This is a genomic window from Paenibacillus tritici (genome assembly GCF_018207515.1).
Lineage (GTDB): Bacteria > Bacillota > Bacilli > Paenibacillales > Paenibacillaceae > Paenibacillus_AQ > Paenibacillus_AQ tritici.
Map to the genome: position 1 here is coordinate 13,464 of NZ_CP073365.1, position 19,481 is coordinate 32,944.

At 51.2% G+C, this 19,481-nt stretch carries 18 protein-coding genes, 2 rRNA genes and 1 riboswitch; of the genes, 18 read left to right on the top strand and 2 right to left on the bottom strand.

What is annotated here, in order from left to right; translation table 11 throughout:
* Nucleotides 1-197: 197 nt before the first annotated feature.
* The 3 genes from KDC22_RS00055 to KDC22_RS00065 all read left to right on the top strand — a co-directional run bounded on the left by KDC22_RS00055 (nt 198) and on the right by KDC22_RS00065 (nt 4,060).
* A 23S ribosomal RNA gene (locus KDC22_RS00055) occupies nt 198-3,127 on the top strand.
* Between the two features lie 127 nt (nt 3,128-3,254).
* Nucleotides 3,255-3,371: ribosomal RNA gene (gene rrf / locus KDC22_RS00060) — 5S ribosomal RNA — on the top strand.
* A 260-nt stretch (nt 3,372-3,631) separates the two neighbouring features.
* Nucleotides 3,632-4,060: a hypothetical protein gene (locus KDC22_RS00065; RefSeq protein WP_173140665.1), complete on the top strand. Its 429-nt coding sequence runs from the start codon at nt 3,632-3,634 to the stop codon at nt 4,058-4,060.
* 81 nt (nt 4,061-4,141) lie between these two features.
* Here KDC22_RS00065 and KDC22_RS00070 read toward each other — a convergent pair whose 3' ends face one another.
* A complete protein-coding gene (locus KDC22_RS00070; protein ID WP_173140667.1) occupies nt 4,142-4,666 on the bottom strand; it encodes a hypothetical protein in 525 nt (174 codons plus the stop codon).
* Nucleotides 4,667-4,876: 210 nt separating this feature from the next.
* Here KDC22_RS00070 and KDC22_RS00075 point away from each other — a divergent pair, with 210 nt between their 5' ends.
* From KDC22_RS00075 to rsmI, 10 genes are all read left to right on the top strand, one after another.
* The gene (locus KDC22_RS00075; RefSeq protein ID WP_173140669.1) at nt 4,877-5,062 is read left to right on the top strand and encodes a sigma factor G inhibitor Gin; all 186 of its coding nucleotides are present in this window, start codon (nt 4,877-4,879) and stop codon (nt 5,060-5,062) included.
* A gap of 220 nt (nt 5,063-5,282) precedes the next feature.
* Complete coding sequence (locus KDC22_RS00080) at nt 5,283-6,962, top strand: aminotransferase class I/II-fold pyridoxal phosphate-dependent enzyme (protein WP_211721708.1); 1,680 nt, start codon at nt 5,283-5,285, stop codon at nt 6,960-6,962.
* 18 nt (nt 6,963-6,980) lie between these two features.
* Entirely contained in the window at nt 6,981-7,622 is a 642-nt protein-coding gene (gene tmk / locus KDC22_RS00085; protein ID WP_173140673.1) for a dTMP kinase, read from the top strand.
* A gap of 114 nt (nt 7,623-7,736) precedes the next feature.
* Nucleotides 7,737-8,066, top strand: coding sequence for a cyclic-di-AMP receptor (locus KDC22_RS00090; RefSeq protein ID WP_036723983.1), 330 nt, complete (start codon nt 7,737-7,739; stop codon nt 8,064-8,066).
* Between the two features lie 38 nt (nt 8,067-8,104).
* The gene (locus KDC22_RS00095; protein WP_173140675.1) at nt 8,105-8,548 is read left to right on the top strand and encodes a YaaR family protein; all 444 of its coding nucleotides are present in this window, start codon (nt 8,105-8,107) and stop codon (nt 8,546-8,548) included.
* Between the two features lie 17 nt (nt 8,549-8,565).
* Nucleotides 8,566-9,540: a DNA polymerase III subunit delta' gene (gene holB, locus KDC22_RS00100; RefSeq protein ID WP_211721709.1), complete on the top strand. Its 975-nt coding sequence runs from the start codon at nt 8,566-8,568 to the stop codon at nt 9,538-9,540.
* A gap of 148 nt (nt 9,541-9,688) precedes the next feature.
* A complete protein-coding gene (locus KDC22_RS00105) occupies nt 9,689-10,489 on the top strand; it encodes a PSP1 domain-containing protein (protein ID WP_039305726.1) in 801 nt (266 codons plus the stop codon).
* A gap of 31 nt (nt 10,490-10,520) precedes the next feature.
* Nucleotides 10,521-10,883 (top strand): DNA replication initiation control protein YabA, encoded by a 363-nt coding sequence (yabA, locus tag KDC22_RS00110; RefSeq protein WP_042209904.1) that lies wholly within the window; start codon nt 10,521-10,523, stop codon nt 10,881-10,883.
* Between the two features lie 133 nt (nt 10,884-11,016).
* Nucleotides 11,017-11,793 carry a tRNA1(Val) (adenine(37)-N6)-methyltransferase gene (locus tag KDC22_RS00115; protein WP_173140679.1) on the top strand — a complete coding sequence of 259 codons (777 nt, stop codon included), beginning with the start codon at nt 11,017-11,019 and terminating at the stop codon, nt 11,791-11,793.
* A complete protein-coding gene (rsmI, locus tag KDC22_RS00120; RefSeq protein ID WP_246553196.1) occupies nt 11,790-12,695 on the top strand; it encodes a 16S rRNA (cytidine(1402)-2'-O)-methyltransferase in 906 nt (301 codons plus the stop codon). Before KDC22_RS00115 ends, rsmI begins: the two co-directional genes overlap by 4 nt.
* 638 nt (nt 12,696-13,333) lie before the next feature.
* Here rsmI and KDC22_RS00125 read toward each other — a convergent pair.
* Nucleotides 13,334-13,588, bottom strand: a complete 255-nt coding sequence (locus KDC22_RS00125; protein ID WP_019914502.1) for an AbrB/MazE/SpoVT family DNA-binding domain-containing protein — start codon at nt 13,586-13,588, stop codon at nt 13,334-13,336.
* A 274-nt stretch (nt 13,589-13,862) separates the two neighbouring features.
* Between KDC22_RS00125 and KDC22_RS00130 the strand changes: the two genes are divergently transcribed.
* The 5 genes from KDC22_RS00130 to rsmA all read left to right on the top strand — a co-directional run bounded on the left by KDC22_RS00130 (nt 13,863) and on the right by rsmA (nt 19,440).
* Nucleotides 13,863-15,146: an HD domain-containing protein gene (locus KDC22_RS00130; RefSeq protein WP_211721710.1), complete on the top strand. Its 1,284-nt coding sequence runs from the start codon at nt 13,863-13,865 to the stop codon at nt 15,144-15,146.
* Nucleotides 15,147-15,199: 53 nt separating this feature from the next.
* On the top strand, nt 15,200-15,970 hold the full coding sequence (locus KDC22_RS00135) for a TatD family hydrolase (protein WP_211721711.1): 771 nt from the start codon (nt 15,200-15,202) through the stop codon (nt 15,968-15,970).
* 198 nt (nt 15,971-16,168) lie between these two features.
* Nucleotides 16,169-16,396, top strand: a riboswitch (cyclic di-AMP (ydaO/yuaA leader).
* Between the two features lie 286 nt (nt 16,397-16,682).
* Nucleotides 16,683-17,846, top strand: a complete 1,164-nt coding sequence (locus tag KDC22_RS00140; protein WP_211721712.1) for a resuscitation-promoting factor — start codon at nt 16,683-16,685, stop codon at nt 17,844-17,846.
* A gap of 161 nt (nt 17,847-18,007) precedes the next feature.
* Nucleotides 18,008-18,559 carry a ribonuclease M5 gene (rnmV, locus tag KDC22_RS00145; RefSeq protein WP_173140687.1) on the top strand — a complete coding sequence of 184 codons (552 nt, stop codon included), beginning with the start codon at nt 18,008-18,010 and terminating at the stop codon, nt 18,557-18,559.
* On the top strand, nt 18,556-19,440 hold the full coding sequence (gene rsmA / locus KDC22_RS00150; protein WP_173140689.1) for a 16S rRNA (adenine(1518)-N(6)/adenine(1519)-N(6))-dimethyltransferase RsmA: 885 nt from the start codon (nt 18,556-18,558) through the stop codon (nt 19,438-19,440). Before rnmV ends, rsmA begins: the two co-directional genes overlap by 4 nt.
* Nucleotides 19,441-19,481: the final 41 nt, after the last annotated feature.

Genomic DNA, 19,481 nt, shown 5'->3' on the forward strand with positions numbered 1-19,481 from the left:
TGGATACCGAAACGAATTTGCGTTTTAGAACATTCCTTTAAGCTGAACTTGTGTAAACAAGTTTCAATATTATAGTGATGCTAAGCGAAGATTTTGGATGATGAAGCGACCTTTGGCTTTGAATGTGTTGGTGAATGGAGCAATCCATGAACAGCATTCAAAACAAGATGAGCGAATCAGCCAAATATCGGAGCGTTGGTTAAGCTAATAAGAGCACACGGAGGATGCCTAGGCGCCAGGAGCCGACGAAGGACGTGGCGAACAACGAAACTGCCTCGGGGAGCTGTAAGCAAGCTTTGATCCGGGGGTGTCCGAATGGGGAAACCCAGCTGTGGTAATTCGCAGTTACTCATTTCTGAATACATAGGAAATGTAGAGGCAGACCAGGGGAACTGAAACATCTAAGTACCCTGAGGAAGAGAAAACAATAGTGATTCCGTCAGTAGCGGCGAGCGAACGCGGAACAGCCTAAACCAAGGGGCTTGCCCCTTGGGGTTGTGGGACGTCTCACATGGAGTTACAAAGGAATATGGTAGGCGAAGAGGTCTGGAAAGACCCGCGATAGAGGTAAAAGCCCTGTAGCCTAAACTATATTCTCTCCGAGACGGATCCCGAGTAGTGCGGGGCACGTGAAACCCCGTATGAATCCAGCAGGACCATCTGCTAAGGCTAAATACTACCTGGCGACCGATAGTGAAACAGTACCGTGAGGGAAAGGTGAAAAGCACCCCGGAAGGGGAGTGAAATAGAACCTGAAACCGTGTGCTTACAAAAAGTCAGAGCCCTTTCTATGGGTGATGGCGTGCCTTTTGTAGAATGAACCGGCGAGTTACGTTTAACATGCAAGGTTAAGGTGAGAAGCCGGAGCCGCAGCGAAAGCGAGTCTGAATAGGGCGATTGAGTATGTGGACGTAGACCCGAAACCGTGTGATCTACCCCTGTCCAGGGTGAAGGTGCGGTAACACGCACTGGAGGCCCGAACCCACGCATGTTGAAAAATGCGGGGATGAGGTGGGGGTAGCGGAGAAATTCCAATCGAACTCGGAGATAGCTGGTTCTCCCCGAAATAGCTTTAGGGCTAGCCTCGGTGAATGGAGTGGTGGAGGTAGAGCACTGATTGGGTGCGGGGCCCGCAAGGGTTACCAAGCTCAGTCAAACTCCGAATGCCATTTACTTCTTGCCGGGAGTCAGACAGTGAGTGCTAAGATCCATTGTCAAAAGGGAAACAGCCCAGACCATCAGCTAAGGTCCCCAAGTGTGTGTTAAGTGGGAAAGGATGTGGAGTTGCACAGACAACCAGGATGTTGGCTTAGAAGCAGCCACCATTGAAAGAGTGCGTAATAGCTCACTGGTCGAGTGACTCTGCGCCGAAAATGTAACGGGGCTAAACACACCACCGAAGCTATGGCTAGATGCACTAGCATCTGGGGTAGGGGAGCGTTGTATGTGGGTTGAAGGTGTACCGTAAGGAGCGCTGGACCGCATACAAGTGAGAATGCCGGTATGAGTAACGAAAAGATCAGTGAGAATCTGATCCGCCGAAAGCCCAAGGTTTCCTGAGGAAGGCTCGTCCGCTCAGGGTAAGTCGGGACCTAAGGCGAGGCCGACAGGCGTAGTCGAAGGACAACAGTTTGAAATTACTGTACCACCGTAATCCGCTATGAGCGATGGGGTGACGCAGGAGGGTAGTGACGCGGACTGATGGATGTGTCCGTCTAAGCAGTGAGGCTGATGTGTAGGCAAATCCGCACATCGTGAAGGCTGGGCTGTGATGGGGAGCGAAAATTATAGTAGCGAAGGTCATGATCTCACACTGCCAAGAAAAGCCTCTAGTCAGGAGAAGGTGCCCGTACCGCAAACCGACACAGGTAGGCGAGAAGAGAATTCTAAGGCGCGCGGAAGAACTCTCGTTAAGGAACTCGGCAAAATGACCTCGTAACTTCGGGAGAAGAGGTGCCTCGGTAGGGTGAATAGCCCGAGGGGGCCGCAGTGAAAAGGCCCAAGCGACTGTTTAGCAAAAACACAGGTCTGTGCGAAGCCGTAAGGCGAAGTATACGGGCTGACGCCTGCCCGGTGCTGGAAGGTTAAGGGGAGTGGTTAGGGGCAACCCGAAGCTGTGAACCGAAGCCCCAGTAAACGGCGGCCGTAACTATAACGGTCCTAAGGTAGCGAAATTCCTTGTCAGGTAAATTCTGACCCGCACGAATGGCGTAACGACTTGGGCGCTGTCTCAACGAGAGATCCGGTGAAATTTTAATACCTGTGAAGATGCAGGTTACCCGCGACAAGACGGAAAGACCCCATGGAGCTTTACTGCAGCTTGATATTGAATTTGGGTACGATCTGTACAGGATAGGTGGGAGCCGTTGAGGCAGGAGCGCAAGCTTCTGCGGAGGCGCCGTTGGGATACCACCCTGATCGTATCTAGGTTCTAACCTAGTGCCCTTATCGGGTACGGGGACCGTGTCAGGCGGGCAGTTTGACTGGGGCGGTCGCCTCCTAAAGAGTAACGGAGGCGTTCAAAGGTTCCCTCAGAATGGTTGGAAATCATTCGCAGAGTGCAAAGGCATAAGGGAGCTTGACTGCGAGACCTACAAGTCGAGCAGGGACGAAAGTCGGACTTAGTGATCCGGTGGTACCGCATGGAAGGGCCATCGCTCAACGGATAAAAGCTACCCTGGGGATAACAGGCTTATCTCCCCCAAGAGTCCACATCGACGGGGAGGTTTGGCACCTCGATGTCGGCTCATCGCATCCTGGGGCTGAAGTAGGTCCCAAGGGTTGGGCTGTTCGCCCATTAAAGCGGTACGCGAGCTGGGTTCAGAACGTCGTGAGACAGTTCGGTCCCTATCTGTCGTGGGCGCAGGAAATTTGAGAGGAGCTGTCCTTAGTACGAGAGGACCGGGATGGACGTACCGCTGGTGCATCAGTTGTTCCGCCAGGAGCATGGCTGAGTAGCTACGTACGGACGGGATAAGCGCTGAAAGCATCTAAGCGTGAAGCCCCCCTCAAGATGAGATTTCCCAGTATGTAAGACCCCTTGAAGACGACGAGGTAGATAGGTTGGAGGTGGAAGTGCAGCAATGCATGGAGCTGACCAATACTAATCGGTCGAGGGCTTATCCAAATACACTAATACACAAATTCGTTTCGGATTCAGTTTTCAGGCGATCAAGCCTGTACGCCATGAAATTCATTCACACATCTGTGATGAACCGAATTTCAAGCGGCAGCGTCTGTTTCACAGACGCATGTTTGGTGGCGATAGCGGAGGGGTTCCACGCGTACCCATCCCGAACACGACCGTTAAGCCCTCCAGCGCCGATGGTACTTGGACCGAAGGGTCCTGGGAGAGTAGGACGTTGCCAAGCACATGAGCTATTGTCGAATTTTCGACAGTAGCTTTTTTGTATGCTTTTTTATATAAAAGCGGGAAGAAATGCAGTGAATTTAGATAAAAACGCTTACAAACGAGTGACATTTTTGTTACCGACGAGTCGGTGGTTCCAAGTATAATGGAAAAGTGCAATTAATAAGCAAAAGCCTTAATACGAATGAACTACGTATAAATTCTAATTTAGGATTTTCTTGCGTCTTTAGATGCATGGTAGAGGTAAGGAGGATTTAAGGTATGAAGCGAACTCAACCTTTGTGGATATTAGTTATTCTTTGTATAGTCGGAGTAATGCTGGCGGGTTGCGGGGCGAAAGAGCCGGCTTGGGATACTTTTAACGGTGCGCTCAATGAGAAGGACTTTCCTGTCCCCAAAGAAGCAAGCTCTCCCGACAGGACAACGACAAACGTAGCGATGGACTATGTACGGTACTCACTGCCCGGGTTGAAAGAAAAGAAAGGCGTGCCGGACCCTTATCTGGAGGCCATCAAGGCGTGGGGATGGGAGGAGCAGGAGCAGAATGCTAATGATTCTGACGATAGTGGCAGCTCCCGTGTTTTTCAGAAGGAAGGGCTTATTGTACATCTAACTGTGCATGACGACTATTTCATCGTGATGATCCCGAAGGAAAAGAAGGTCACAACCAAAAGCCTGAAGAACAGATAAAAAATCGCCGTCCGGTTATGGATGGCGATTTTTTGGTGTGGAAATCACTGCATTCATAGCACTATGTATAGCTTGCCCGGATTACTGGGCGTAATAGGAAGCATCTGCCGCATTGAATCTCAGCATCCCGTCTTTGGCGGCTCTGTTCAAGCGCAGAAGGGTATAAAGGCGGGGCAGCAGCAGCCACAGGTGACAGATCGCTAAGGATACAGTGAACGCAGGCGGAGCCCAGACGATGAAGAGTGCGGCAATACAAAGGCCGATCCAGAGATTATGCAGCTGTACTGAGCGGAAGATGCCATAGTTGATGTATTGGTCAGGCATGTAACCGGGCCAGGGCAGGCGCAGGGACATTCGCCAGCGTTTGGCGATGGGATGTCCGGAAATCAGCAGCACAGAGCGTGAGATAACATATTGAATCCACAGCATGACAGGACCGGCTATGATCATGAACAGGATACTTAGCCAGGACAAGAATATACTTTCGAGCACAAGGCATACAAAGGGAAGGGCAATATAGACCCGCAGCAGGAATGCTGTAATAGTAATTTTTTTGATAAGCTTGTATTGATAGAATGTTGCGGCACCTTTTGTGTTTGGTTCCATAAAGGAATTTCAGACCTCCTCCCAAGTTCTCTTGTTATTAATATCGGCGTATTCCTGTGTTTTGTTAAACAACGGGATCAGATTCACCGAATCGGCATTCGTCGAATATATATATTTCAGGCTATGAAGGATTAGGAAAAAACTATGAAAAGGTTTAAAATGATAGAAGGTGTACCATACTGATCTTAAAAGAGTCAAGGTGGGATGATTATGGAACAGCAAACGGGTCAGGCCTGCATTATCTGCGGGCAAGAAAAGGAAGAAGGCATTGTGATTGTCTCGCATTTCATCTGTGAGGATTGTGAGAGTGAGATGGTGCGTACTGAAGCGGAAGATGCCAAGTACCGCTTTTTCATTGGCCGCATGAAGAAGATCAATCTGCAGAAGAATGCTTGATGCAGGAAGTGCAGGAAATGTTACCAGAAAGCATATAAAGAGCGGGCGGTGGATCTGTGTCGCGTTGGCTGCAAATTAAAGGTTCCTTTTAACGGCTTCTCCGCCCTGACCGGGTGAGGGGAGCCGTTTTATTGTTTCGGTAATACTTTGCGCGGAAGTAATAGGCGTTTGGGTGTATTTGCGTTAAAATAGAAGGTAACCCCCAGGGAAGGAAGAACAAATGGACAAGCTACAGCCTGGCAGGGCACCTGTATACGAAATGCTGGAACAATATAGACATAAGGGTAATATATCTTATCATGTGCCGGGTCACAAGAACGGTGAGGCTTACCGGAGGACAACGGGTGCAGACAGTGCCGGTTATCTCACGGAAGTGATGCGTTATGATGTGACGGAAATTACCGGGACGGATGATCTTCATCATCCTGAAGGGGTGATACGGGAAGCGCAGGAGCTGGCAGCGGATTGTTACGGCGCGGAGGAGAGTTATATGCTGGTGGGCGGCAGTACAGCCGGCAATCTGGCTCTGATCCTGACAGTCTGTCCTGAACCCGGGAGGCTGCTCATTCTGCAGCGCAATGTCCACAAGTCTGTCATTCACGGACTAATGCTGGCAGGAGCACGTGCGGTGTTCCTGGAGCCCCAGATTGATCTGGGCAGCGGTCTTGCGGTTGCACCGTCTCCTGAGACGGTGCAGGCTGCCCTGGCAGCTTACCCTGAGGCTGCCGGAGTCCTGGTTACTATGCCGAATTACTACGGCATGGGCAGTGACCTTGCGCCCCTGGCACGGGCCTGTCACCATAGCGGCGTACCGCTGCTGGTGGATGAGGCGCACGGGGCGCATTACGGGCAGCACCCGGAGCTTCCAGCCGGGGCGCTTGCCGGGGGCGCGGACGGCGTGGTGCAGTCCACGCATAAGATGCTGACGGCGCTGACGATGGGCGCCATGCTGCATGTGCAAGGGCCATGGCTGGACCGCGCGCTGCTGCGGCAGCGCCTGGCCATGGTGCAGAGCTCCAGCCCATCCTACCCCGTGATGGCTTCGCTCGATCTGGCCCGGCGCCTGCTGCACAGCCAAGGCGCCGGTGCCTTCACGGCGGGGCTCGCCGCCGTGGATGTCCTGCGGCGCGGCCTGGCTTCGCTGCCGCGCTTCGGGCTGCTGCAGCCGGCGGGGCCGCTGCAGCCTCTCTGCGGCGATGCCGGCGCCGCAGGGGAAGTTACGCCGCCGCTGTGCGGGGCGGCGTACGAGACCCAGGACCCCTTCAAGGCGGTCATATATGACGCCGCCGGGGTCCTGGGGGGCTTCGAGCTGCAGCGCAGGCTCGAAGAGAGGGGGATCGTGCCGGAGATGAGCGACGACCGGCACGTGGTCCTGGCCTTCAGCCTCGGCTCGAAGGCAGAGGATGCAGCCCTGCTGCTGGAGGCGCTGCGGGACATTGCAGCGCAGACCTCCAGCGGGTTGCCGCAGATAAGCGGCACCGAAGCCGTCTCAGATGCTGCAAGAGGCGCTGCCCCCTATGCCGGAGATTCATCATTCTCCGGCATAGGGACCGCATTACCGGGCGCATCATATAATAACAGCAGTAAGGGGATTCTATCCTCTTCCGGCAATAATTCCACGTGGAACATTCCTGAACTCCCGCTGATATCGGCTCCGGTTACATTCTCTACGAAGCCGGTTGCAGTTAGTGAGACAGAGAGTATAGCACTTGAGGCAAGTACGGGCAGGATGGCGGCAGAGATGGTCATTCCGTATCCGCCGGGCATCCCGCTGCTGTACCCTGGTGAGTTGATTACAGAGTCCGTATGCGGCAGGCTGGTCCGTCTCCGCGAAGGCGGGGCTAAATTCCAGGCCTGTGCCGATCCCGCCTTACAGCAGATTAAGGTATACAACATTTAGAAGGGCGGAGAAGTATAAGTGAAGCGAGAAGGTTTCTTCATTACTCTGGAAGGAGGCGACGGCTCCGGTAAAACAACTGTACTCGGCAGAGTTGCAGCCTATCTGCAGAATCATTCCATGCCTTATCTGATCACCCGCGAACCAGGCGGGGTTGATATCGCCGAGAAGATCCGCTCTATTATTCTGGACCCGGCGCATACGGCTATGGATGCGCGGACAGAAGCACTGTTATACGCGGCAGCAAGAAGCCAGCATCTGGCCGAGGTGGTCGAGCCTGCATTGCAGGAGGGGATTACTGTGCTCTGCGACCGTTTTGTAGATAGCAGTCTGGTCTACCAGGGGTATGCAAGAGGACTGGGTATTGAAGAGGTGTGGGGAATTAACCGGTTTGCGACTGGCGGAAGAATGCCGGATCTAACCTTCTATCTGGATGTAGATCCCGAGGTGGGCCTGTCCCGGATCGCTGCCAATCAGGGCAGGGAAGTGAACCGGCTGGATCTGGAGAACCTTGAATTTCATCAGAAGGTACAAGCGGGCTATAAGCTCGTGGTGGACTCTGATCCGCAGCGGATTGTAGTCCTTGATGCGGGCCGTCCCATCCATATGGTAGAGCAGGACATTGTATCTGTACTGAAGGACAGGATATTAAAGGATTTCTAAGATGTTTTGTCTAATAAACAATAGAGGTATAATGATTAAACACAGATCTTCAGCGGGTTAGCTGCTGCTGACAGATGCTCTGTGATCACAAACCATGCAGGAGGGGATACGAAGATGAATTTGATCATTGCAATTATCCAGGATAAAGACAGCAACCGGCTATCCAGTGAACTGGTGAAAGCAAATTTCCGCGCAACCAAGCTGGCAAGTACAGGCGGGTTTCTCCGTGCAGGTAACACTACCTTTCTGATCGGGGTAGATGATATTCAGGTGGATGCGGTACTTAGTGTAATCCGCAACAGCTGCAAAGTGCGCGAGCAACTGGTCACTCCTGTAACGCCTATGAGCGGTACGACTGATTCCTATTTGCCGCTTCCTGTAGAAGTGCAGGTTGGCGGAGCTACTGTATTCGTACTTCCCGTCGATCGTTTCGAGCATTATTGAGCATAATGAGCAATACACTATTGAGGCGGTAGATATCCTTGAAGATCAATCCGGGCTACAGGCCCTTAAAAAGTGAATTATTGCCCACGGATGCTGAGAGGCGGCCCGTTGAGCAAAAAAACTTCACCGATGTATTTCAACAGCAAAGCCAGCAGAAAACCATAGATGAGCTGAACCGCCAGATCAAAGATATCCAGCAGCAGGGCGACCGGCTCTCCAAATCCATGACTGTACGCGAACTGTCAATCTACCGCAACATGATCAAGCGGTTCCTGGAGGAGACAGCACGCCGTGGAGTGATCCTGAAGGATACCAAAGGCTGGGACCGGCGGGGCCGCGGCAAACGCTACAAGCTGCTGGATGAGATTGATGCCGCGCTGCTGAACATGGCCGATGATTTGCTGGACAGTGAGCAGGGCCGGATTGATCTCCTGGGACGGGTTGGAGAGATCCGCGGGCTGCTGATTAATCTTTCTTTCTGACAAACTTGGAGGAACATATGTCTTTTCATGAACTATTAGGCCAGGAGGACGCCAAGCGGCTGCTTCAGAATGCCCTGCGTAAGGATGCTGTAAGCCATGCCTATCTATTCACCGGACCGGCAGGCAGCGGGCAGGTGAAGATGGCGTTGACGTTCGCCCAAGCGATATTCTGCACAACGAGCCAGGATGATGCCTGCGGGGAGTGCCTGGAATGCCGCAAGGTGCAGCATGGCAATCATCCTGATTTGACATTACTGCGTCCCGATGGGGCGAGTATCAAGATCGACCAGATTCGTGAACTTCAGCGTGTTTTTTCCTACCGCTCGGAAGGGATTAACCCGAAGGTTTATATTATAGAAGGAGCGGACAAAATGACGGTGCAAGCCGCCAATAGTCTGCTGAAATTCCTGGAGGAGCCGCCAGCCCCGGCGGTAGGTATTCTCATTTCGGATAACAGCAGCTCCCTGCTTCCGACGATTCAGTCCAGAACCCAGCGCATTCCGTTCAGCCCGCTGCATCCGGATATTATGCTTCAGGCGTTGTCCGGAGAAGGAGTTCCGGTGCCGCTGGCGCGGTGTGCAGTATCACTGACTGCCGGTCTTGACGGCTGCAGGGAACTTTTGGCACAGAATTGGTTTGCAGAAATGAGAAATCTAGTGTTACAATTAGCGAAGGAGTCTCTGGGCAAGGGCAGCTCCGCGGTGGCAACCGCAGGACCCAAGCTGTTCAAGACAGGACTTGGTGAACATTTGGATATTCTCTTCAGCATGTTCCACTTATGGTTCAAAGATATGCTGTACTTCCTGTACCGAAAGCACGAAAGTATCGTTTTCATAGATCAGTTAGACTTTATTTCCAAGGCTGCCCGTCAGCGGAGTACGGATCAATGGGTGGCTTACATGGAATTCGCGGCGGAGAGCAAGCGGAAGCTTCGTTCCAATGCCAATGCCCAGCTTTGTCTGGAGCAGTTCTTAATCCGACTGGAAAGCTAAAGGTTCGGGTTATTTATGATACATCCTCCGGATACATCCTTAGCGCCTGGAAGTACGGGTTTAGCGGACGAGGAAGGACAAGCATGAATCATTAGGGAAGCAGTCTTGCTTAAGGGTTCCTTTTACCGTCAAACAAGGGGGTTAATTTTTGTACAGCGTAGTAGGTGTCCGCTTCAAAAAAGCGGGTAAAATATATTATTTTGATCCACTTGATTTCCCGATTGAACGCGATCAATGCGTTATTGTCGAGACAGCAAGAGGAGTCGAATACGGTAAGGTTGTCGTAGGCAAAAAAGAGGTGCAGGAAGCAGATGTTGTACTGCCGCTCAAGAAAGTCATGCGTATTGCCGGTGAAACCGACGCGCGTGTGGTGGAAGAGAACAAAGGTGCAGCGAAGGATGCTTTTACCACCTGTTTAAATAAAATCCGCGATCATGGCCTCAAAATGAAGCTGGTCGATGTGGAGTTTACGTTTGACCGCAACAAGATCATTTTTTATTTCACGGCTGAGGGCCGCGTGGATTTCCGCGAGCTGGTGAAGGATCTGGCAAGTATCTTCCGAACACGTATTGAGCTGCGGCAGATTGGGGTTCGTGATGAAGCCAAGATGCTGGGAGGGCTTGGACCTTGCGGGCGTGTACTCTGCTGCTCCTCCTGGCTGGGCGATTTCGAGCCGGTGTCGATCAAGATGGCCAAGGACCAGAACCTCTCGCTGAATCCGACCAAGATCTCGGGATTGTGCGGAAGACTCATGTGTTGTCTGAAATTTGAGCATGATAATTATGAGAGCACGAAGGAAGAAATGCCGGCAGTAGGCAAAATCGTCGTAACCTCACTGGGTGACGGCAAAGTAGTGGGTATCAATGCCGGAAGCCGCACGGTCCATGTGCAGCTGTTTGAAGTGGGCAAAGTTAAAGAACTTCCAATGGATGATGTTGTCGTCAAGTAAACCATTATAAGGTTACTTTCGGGGTGGAAACTTGGAGAAGAAAAATATATTTGCACACATGCAGGAGATGGAAGCGCAGATGGATGAGATGCGCACCACACTGGGAGATTGGAAACAGACGGTCAAAGAGCTGATGGAAGCCAATCAGAAGCTTAGTTTGGAGAACGAGCAGCTGCGAATAATATTGAAAAGGGAAGCACCTTTGGATAAGGCCGCGCTTTCTGCGGAGGCGGAGGCAATACTTGCTGCCGAAGGGAAGGAAGAGGTCGTCGGGGAAGGCTATGATAATCTGGCCCGGCTGTATCACGAAGGCTTTCACATCTGTAATGTCTACTTTGGGCATTTACGGACGGAAGGCGATTGTCTGTTCTGCCTTTCTTTTCTTAATAAATGAGGATATCCAGCCGTAGGAGATTGTCGCCTACGGTTTTTTTGAATGTAGAGAAGGCTATGCTTCCGGAGCAAGTTTTGTTTCGAAGGACGTTCAGATTGAAGCATAGGCTCAACAAAACTTTTAGGAGAATACAATGACCCATTCATATAATGATACACCGGTGCCCTTACATGGAGCGGAACGGATTGATGATCTGTTGACCCATGATCTGAGAATTATTCAAAGTGATGAAGTATTCAGCTTCTCGATGGATGCCGTGCTGCTGGCACGGTTCGCCAGTGTACCGCCGCGCGGCAGAGTGCTTGATCTGTGTACGGGCAACGGGGTCATCCCCATGCTGCTGACTACACGGACGAAGGCTTCTATTGAAGGCATCGAGATTCAGCCCCGTCTGGCTGACATGGCCCGGCGCAGTGTGTCGCTTAACGGGCTGGAGGAGCGGGTACAGATTCATGAGGGCGATCTGCGGGAGCTGCATCACACTGCAGGCTATGGCGTATACGATGCTATAACCGTTAATCCCCCTTATATGCCGCTTAACGGGAGCGATCTGAAGCTGAACTCCCATCAGGCTATGGCCCGTCATGAAATCGGCTGCACGTTGGAGGAGGTCATCCAGGCCTGTGTCCGGCTTGTCCGTACCGGAGGCAAGGTTAGTATGGTACATAAGCCGCAGCGTCTGGTGGATATCATCAGTCTGATGCGTAAGCACCGGCTGGAGCCGAAGCTGATCCGCTTTGTCCATCCCCGTGCCCATCTGGAGGCCAACATGGTGTTGATTGAGGCAGCGCGGGACGGGAAGGCGGAGGTGCGTTTACAACCCCCTTTAATCGTATATAATGAGGACAATCAATACTGCCCTGAGATTATGGATATCTATTACGGAAATAAAGAGGATACCAGCCAATGACAATACAATGCCAAAGCAGCTTTCAAAATAACAATGACGGAGCGAAGCCGGAAGGATGCGGAAGTCTGTACCTGGTGGCTACCCCCATCGGCAACCTGGAGGATATGACGTACCGTGCGGTACGTACGCTTAAGGAATGCGATATTATTGCCGCAGAGGATACGAGACAGACGCGTAAATTACTGAGCCATTTTGAAATTACACCCTCGATGCTGTTCAGTTACCATGAGCATAATAAGGCGGCGAGCGGGCCTGAACTGATACGCTATATAATAGAAGGTAAAAATCTGGCGCTGGTCAGCGATGCCGGTCTGCCGGCCATTTCCGACCCTGGTGCTGATCTGGTAGCGCTGGCTGTAAGTCATCAAATTCCGGTCATTCCGATTCCTGGGGCGAATGCGGCGCTGTCCGCTTTGATTGCCTCCGGCTTGCCTACTGGGAGCTTTACGTTTATGGGGTTCCTGCCCAGAGAACGTAAGGATATACGAGCGGTCTTAGCACCACTCCGCTTCGCGCAGGGCACGCTGCTCTTCTACGAGTCACCGCACCGTGTTGCCAAGACGCTGGTTCATCTGCAGGAGGCCTTCGGCAACCGCCGGGTCACGCTGGCCCGTGAGCTGACGAAACGGTATGAAGAGTTTCTGCGCGGAACGATTGAAGAATGCTGTGCCTGGCTGGAGGAGCATCCCCCGCTTGGTGAATATGTGATCGTGCTTGAGGGAGAAAGTAAAGAGGAGGCTGAACTGGCGGAATCGTCCTGGTGGCGTGAGCTGAGTGTTGAAGACCATGTGACCCACTATGAAAATTCAGGCCTGACGCGTAAAGATGCGATGAAAAAAGCAGCATCTGACCGCGGATTAGCCAAACGTGATATTTATAACGCTTTGCTGGAGCGGGAGTAAGCGGCTAGCCAAAAAATAAATGTATTCAGTACACTTATATGGATTGAATTATTCCTTATATTAGGTTTAAATGTAGTTTATACATTTATTTATATGGAAAATGGCTGTTTTATAGGATTTATATGTATATAAGTGTATGTAATACAATTAGAATGATCAGGCGGATGTTTTAGCATTAAATAACTGCACAGAATACACTTATCCAAATTTTCCAACAACAATTATCCAGTTTATATACCTTTCTGAGCGCCCGAGTCACGAACCCGCTCTAACGTAAAGCGATTCCCGCAGGGAGAGCGCTCTACGCTCCGGCGTTACCCGGGAGGGCAGCCGCGCAGCCGCCATTGGCAACCCTGCCAATGGCGGAGTCCCTCGCATGACAAGGCCCTGAGGACGCTCCTTCAGGGAGTCCGAGAAGGGCCGGTCCGCCGCCGAACCCTGCTTCCTTCCGCCCCAGCTGCAGAGATTCACCAAGCTTCCGGGTGTCCAGAGGGCCGGGGCCCTTGGGGCCCTCCCTGTAGGGAGGGTTTGGGAGGGTAAATCGCACAAAAAAATACCTCCCGCGCGAACGGGAGGCCAAGGAGATATAAAAAGGTTAGAATTAACAAATTGATTATTCCTATTATACCCTATTTATTTTAGTTTGTCACAGGGGTAGGGATGGCAGAAATACATTCATGACAAACAATTTTACCTTTGAAGTAAGTTACATTCTCGGCATTGCCGCAGAAAATGCAAGCAGGCTCGTATTTTTTCAACATGATCCGCTCACCGTCCACGTAAATTTCGAGCGCATCTTTTTCTCCAATGCCAAGTGTGCGACGCAATTCAATTGGAATAACGACCCGTCCAAGCTCATCTACCTTACGTACAATTCCTGTTGATTTCATCATTACAATCGTTGCTCCTCTCAATGTTCAAAAGCGTCATTATTCGACATTCTTCACTGTTTTATGATATTTATAATACCAACCATTCCCAAAACAGTCAACCTTTTTTGTGGCTAATTTTAAGAAATCTTTTCAGACAACATTTATTCCGCTACTCATCAGGGAAATTACCTCAAAAGGCTTATTAAGTTATTTGTCGATTTGTCAGTACTTTAATCGCTAATATTCGACAAAGAGTGACAAAATGCATTATAAAACAAGAAAAGGAGATGAGCTCATGAAGCAACCTCTGTCAGAAGAGAAGGTATTTAAGGACCCGGTTCACAATTACATTCACGTGCAGGACACAATTATCTGGAGACTGATTAATACCAGGGAATTCCAGCGCCTGAGACGCATCCGGCAGCTTGGCACCTCTTATTTAACTTTTCATGGAGCAGAGCATAGCCGATTCTCCCATTCTTTGGGCGTATATGAAATTACCAGGAGGATTATTTCCCAGTTTGAACGGAGCGGCTACAAAGACTGGATGCCTGAGGAACGGCTGCTTACCCTATGCGCGGCGCTGCTGCATGATCTGGGGCATGGCCCGTTCTCCCATTCTATAGAAGAAGCTTTTGAAATGGATCATGAAGACTGGACCTGCCGCATCATTCTGGAGGATACAGAGATTACGGCTATTCTGCGTGATGTGGCTGAAGACTTCCCTGATAAAGTAGCTTCGGTCATCTCCAAAACCTATGAGCATGAGATCGTTGTCAATTTGGTGTCAGGGCCGCTGGATGCGGACCGGATGGATTATCTGCTGCGGGATGCGTATTATACAGGGGTTAACTACGGAACTATCGACATTGACCGGATTCTGCGGATGCTGCGCCCTTATGACGGCCGGGTTGTGGTGAAGGAATCCGGGATGCATGCCATTGAGGATTACCTGATGTCACGGTACCAGATGTATTGGCAGGTGTATTTCCACCCGGTAACCCGCAGCTCCGAGATTATCCTGCGTCAGATTCTCCGCAGGGCCAAGGAGCTGGTGCAGCAGGAGTATACTTTCCGGTTCATGATCGAACCCTTAAGTGATTTGTTCCGCGGAGACGTAACGGTTGAGCAGTATCTGCTGCTGGATGAGGCATTAATGCAAACGGCGTTTATGCAGTGGACGCTTGAGGAGGATGAACTCCTTAGCGACTTGTGCAGCCGTTTTATTCATCGTAAACTGTATAAATATGTGGAGATGGAGCATCTGGATGCGGAGACGATTGACGAAATCCGCCGCGGTTTTGCCGGTGCCGGACTGCGTCCCGATTATGACCTGGAAATTGATTTTCCAACGGATCTTCCTTATGATGTATTCCGTCCGGGAGACGGCTTCGACAGCAAACAGATTCTGCTTCTGGACCGGCATGACAAGCTGCGGGAAATCTCCGAGGTCTCGGATATCGTACGCTCGATCAGCGGGATTCACCGCGGCAGATACCATCTGTATTTTCCGCAGGACAGGCTGCAGAAAGCCCTTCCACAGCTGCCGCGCTCCATCGCCGATATTTTTGCCAAATAAACAGATAAAGCTTGGAATTCCTATAGAACCTGAGGCAGAAAGGATGTAATGTCATGCAGCTATTCGACACACATACCCATTTGGATGCTCCACAATTCGACGAAGACCGCGAAGAGGTTATTGCCAGGGCGCTGGCGTCCGGAGTCAGCAAAATGATCAACATTGGCTTTAACCGGGAAACGATACCGACTACGATGCAGCTTGCTGAGAAATATGATTATATCTATGCCGCAGTCGGCTGGCATCCGCAGGATGCGATCACTATGAAGGACGGAGATCTGGAGTGGATCGCCTCACTGTGCAGTCACCCCAAGGTGGTCGCCATCGGTGAGATCGGACTGGATTATTATTGGGACACCTCCCCCAAGGATGTGCAGCATGAAGTATTCCGCAAGCAAATCGGGCTGGCGCGGGAGCTGAAGATGCCGATCTGTATCCATAACCGGGATGCCCATGAGGATGTTATCCGAATACTCCGGGAGGAAAAGGCAGGCGAGGTGGGGGGCGTAATGCACTCCTTCTCCGGCAGCTGGGAGAGTGCCAAAATGTGTCTGGATCTCGGGTTCCACCTTTCTTTTGGAGGACCGATTACGTTCAAGAATGCCAGGGTGCCCAAAGAGGTGCTTGCCCAGACTCCGCTGGACCGGCTATTGATCGAAACAGACTCCCCATATTTGACTCCGCACCCGTTCCGGGGCAAGCGAAATGAGACCGCTCATGTGAGACTGGTAGCAGAGGCTGCTGCGGAAATAAAAGGGATTGATTTACAGAAATTAGCGGAAATAACGTACGCGAACGCACTGGAACGATTTGGAATAGTCTGAGAATGCGAGTAAAAGCGGTGAAAAATGAAGTATAGCGGATATATTAAACTTTTTTGATCGAAAAACGGCTGAATATTACAATATTTTAATCATTTTTTTACGTAAACGTGGTTGAATCGTCCTTTACAACATGTATCAAAACAGGATATCATCTTTTCAGTGCAGTGAGCTGTTGTAACTGTGACAGTCACTTTTTCATGGATCGTCTCGCTGAGTCTCCGGATGGAGAACGGGGGAACCAATAATGCTCTGCCGCATGAACGTATGAGAGTACAACACAGAATTGCCGCAGACTTTATTTGATTTCTTTACGTGGTCTTTGGGGTGAATTTGAGGGCAACCGCCGTGAGCGGGTGACCTGAGATAGGGCGTCTCTCTTATGCCCGAACCCGACAGCTAACCCCGTAAGCGCAAGTAAGAGAGGAAACCTCGTGCATAAACATTCCCGCGTTTTCGACACCGGAGAAGCCACGAAAGAGTCCTCTGTGAACTCTTTTTTGGGCTTTTTTTGTTGCGAATAATGCGGATGTTCCCGGCATACTGTTATATAACAGTTGTCCGGAGTAACTATGCCGAGCAGGCGATCCATGAGCAGGAGACGCTGAAGCAATGCGGGCGTATCCTGTTGCAATCTCAAACCTAGTTTCGTCAGAAGTGATACAGTCACCTTGAACTACTTGGACGACGGGGCTATGTAAGGAGGATGGAGAGAGTGGGCGTATTCCAACCAGAAGTATCCCATGATTCGCAATCATCCAGCAGGTCTTTCGCATTACGGTGGAAGCAGGTAAATCCCCGGATAGTTGTGCTTGCAGGTGTGGTATCTATTGTTATCGCACTGTTAATTCTGCTGTACGTACACGGTCAGAGCAAAAAGGAAATTATTCTAGTAATAGACGGACAGGTACAGACACTGGAAACGCGGGAAACGCTGCTCGGTGATGTGCTGGCTAAGAAACAGATATCGCTGCAGGCGCATGATGAATTATCTATTGGCCTTGGGGATGAAATAAAAGACGGCGACCGTGTTGTGATCAACACTGCGCAGAAGTTCGCTCTTACCGTAGATGGAAAGACACAGACATTATTTACGACCGAGGATACTATTGGTCAGGCCATTGGCAAACTGGGCATCAGCCTGGAAGGTTTAGACAAGATATACCCTTCGTTAGACACCGCAGTATCTGCCGACATGGAAATCAAAATTGTCCGGATTAACAAGCAAGTGGTTCAGCGGACAACAAATTTACCATTCCGGGTAATCAAGACAGCAGACCCCTCTTTAACCAAAGGAACCGTAAGAGTGGCACAGGCAGGTAAGCCGGGCGTAATGATTCAGCACATCGAGAAGACCTATCAAGATGGTGAGCTGGCATCCATGCGCATGATCGGTAAGAAAGTGCAGACGATCACCAAGGATAAAGTAATTGCCGTGGGGACCAAACCGCTTCCTAAGCCCGTTGTAGTCGCTGCTATACAAACCTCCAAACCTAAAGCAACCTCCAAATCAACCAAAGTCAGCGCAAAGACCAGCAATGTAACCAGCAAGGCTGGCGTGGATTTCCAGTATAAAAGAATGATTAAGAACGTATCCATGACGGCATATTCTTCACAAGAACCGGGTATCGGAACACGTACGGCCTCGGGCACACGTGTAACGGAAGGCCGCACCATAGCAGTTGATCCGAACGTTATACCGATTGGCTGGTGGGTGTACATTGAGGGATTAGGGTTTCGCCGAGCAGAGGATACCGGCGGTGCCATCAAAGGCAACAAGGTGGATGTCTATTACGATTCACTGAACCATGCCCGTAATTTCGGCCGTAAGTCGCGGACACTCTACGTGATCGGACCTGTGAAGCCGGAGCTGAACTAAACGCAAAGTCTTTTGCAAATTAGCGGTCAATAAGATATAGTGGGGGAAGCACTTACGAAACTTAGGAGAGCTTCCGCTCATCACTTATACATTCTTTAGCCAAAAAGAAGGGGAGCGAATCCCCTTTTTTTTACGTTCTGAAGTAAGGAGTAAAATTATTTATGATCAAAGAATTGATTGTGGTTGAAGGGAAAAGCGATACCGTAGCGGTGAAGCGGGCCGTGGAGGCAGATACGATCGAAACCGGGGGCTCGGCCGTGGACCGCAAGGTCATTGCCAAGATTGCACTAGCCATGGAGCGCAGGGGAGTAATCATACTTACAGACCCCGATCATGCCGGAGAGCGAATCCGCAAAATTGTCGCTGCCAAGGTACCTGGATGCAAACATGCGTTCATCCCGGAGAAGGATGCTACCCGTAAGGGTGACATTGGCGTAGAGAATGCCTCTCCTGAGGCTATACGCCATGCGCTGGAGCATGTGCATACTTCCTTTGAGGGGGCCCCGGCCATCATCGGGCTGGACGAGCTTATAGCTGCCGGACTGATGGTGCATCCCCGGGCCGCTGAGCGCAGAATGCTGCTTGGCAACCTGCTCGGTATCGGTTATTGCAATGGCAAGCAGCTGTACAAACGTCTGGCGATGTTCGGCATTACACACGAAGAGTTCACGCGGGCTCTCGCCCAAATTGATCAGGGAGGCATCACTTCATGAGCGGCAATGAGAATATCTCATCCCCAACAAGAACCAAAGCGATAATTCAGCGTTACAAATTTTCCTTCAAAAAAAGCCTGGGCCAGAACTTTCTGATTGATCAGAATATTCTGGACAAAATAGTGGATGCAGCCGGTCTCGACAGTACGGCTGGTGCCCTTGAGATTGGCCCGGGTATCGGTGCATTGACGGAACGGCTGGCAATGACGGCCGGAGCAGTCACTGCGGTGGAGATTGACCGCAGACTGATCCCTATCCTCAGGGATGTGCTATCGCCCTATTCCCATGTGAAGATCCGCAATGACGATGTGCTGAAGGTGAATCTGCAGGAGCTGTTCGCTGAGGATTTCGCGGGTATGGACCGGGTCAGCGTAGTAGCTAACCTGCCGTATTATGTGACAACACCTATTCTCATGAAGCTGCTGGAAGAGAAGCTGCCGCTTGATAACATCGTGGTCATGATCCAGAAGGAGGTTGCCGAACGTATGGCAGCGTCTCCGGGCGGCAAGGAATACGGGAGTCTGAGTATTGCCGTCCAGTATTACAGCGAACCTGAGCTGGTCTGTATGGTGCCGCGCACAGTGTTTATCCCGCAGCCGAATGTGGAGTCTGCCGTTATCCGCCTGAAGGTCAGAGAACGTCCTCCGGTGGAGGTCGCCGACGAGAAGCATTTCTTCGGTGTCGTTCAGGCCTCCTTCACCCAGCGGCGCAAGACGATTGCCAATAATCTCAAAGCCCGCTTCTTCCCGGAGGAAGGGCGTGAGCGTCTGGAGGCGCTGCTCGCTGAAGCGGGTATCGAACCCTCCCGCCGCGGGGAGACGCTTAGCATTGAGGAATATGCGCGGCTCAGTGCGGTTCTTCTGGCGGCCGGGATCGAATAGAATACAATAATCCCTCCGGCTGGATGAACCAACCGGGGCCT

Bases quoted from the DNA above. Each gene is read 5' to 3' on its own strand.
- KDC22_RS00065 (WP_173140665.1), top strand. From the start codon at position 3,632: ATGAAGCGAACTCAACCTTTGTGGATATTAGTTATTCTTTGTATAGTC.
- KDC22_RS00070 (WP_173140667.1), bottom strand. From the start codon at position 4,666: ATGGAACCAAACACAAAAGGTGCCGCAACATTCTATCAATACAAGCTT.
- KDC22_RS00075 (WP_173140669.1), top strand. From the start codon at position 4,877: ATGGAACAGCAAACGGGTCAGGCCTGCATTATCTGCGGGCAAGAAAAG.
- KDC22_RS00080 (WP_211721708.1), top strand. From the start codon at position 5,283: ATGGACAAGCTACAGCCTGGCAGGGCACCTGTATACGAAATGCTGGAA.
- KDC22_RS00090 (WP_036723983.1), top strand. From the start codon at position 7,737: ATGAATTTGATCATTGCAATTATCCAGGATAAAGACAGCAACCGGCTA.
- holB (WP_211721709.1), top strand. From the start codon at position 8,566: ATGTCTTTTCATGAACTATTAGGCCAGGAGGACGCCAAGCGGCTGCTT.
- KDC22_RS00115 (WP_173140679.1), top strand. From the start codon at position 11,017: ATGACCCATTCATATAATGATACACCGGTGCCCTTACATGGAGCGGAA.
- rsmI (WP_246553196.1), top strand. From the start codon at position 11,790: ATGACAATACAATGCCAAAGCAGCTTTCAAAATAACAATGACGGAGCG.
- KDC22_RS00125 (WP_019914502.1), bottom strand. From the start codon at position 13,588: ATGATGAAATCAACAGGAATTGTACGTAAGGTAGATGAGCTTGGACGG.
- KDC22_RS00130 (WP_211721710.1), top strand. From the start codon at position 13,863: ATGAAGCAACCTCTGTCAGAAGAGAAGGTATTTAAGGACCCGGTTCAC.
- KDC22_RS00135 (WP_211721711.1), top strand. From the start codon at position 15,200: ATGCAGCTATTCGACACACATACCCATTTGGATGCTCCACAATTCGAC.
- rnmV (WP_173140687.1), top strand. From the start codon at position 18,008: ATGATCAAAGAATTGATTGTGGTTGAAGGGAAAAGCGATACCGTAGCG.
- rsmA (WP_173140689.1), top strand. From the start codon at position 18,556: ATGAGCGGCAATGAGAATATCTCATCCCCAACAAGAACCAAAGCGATA.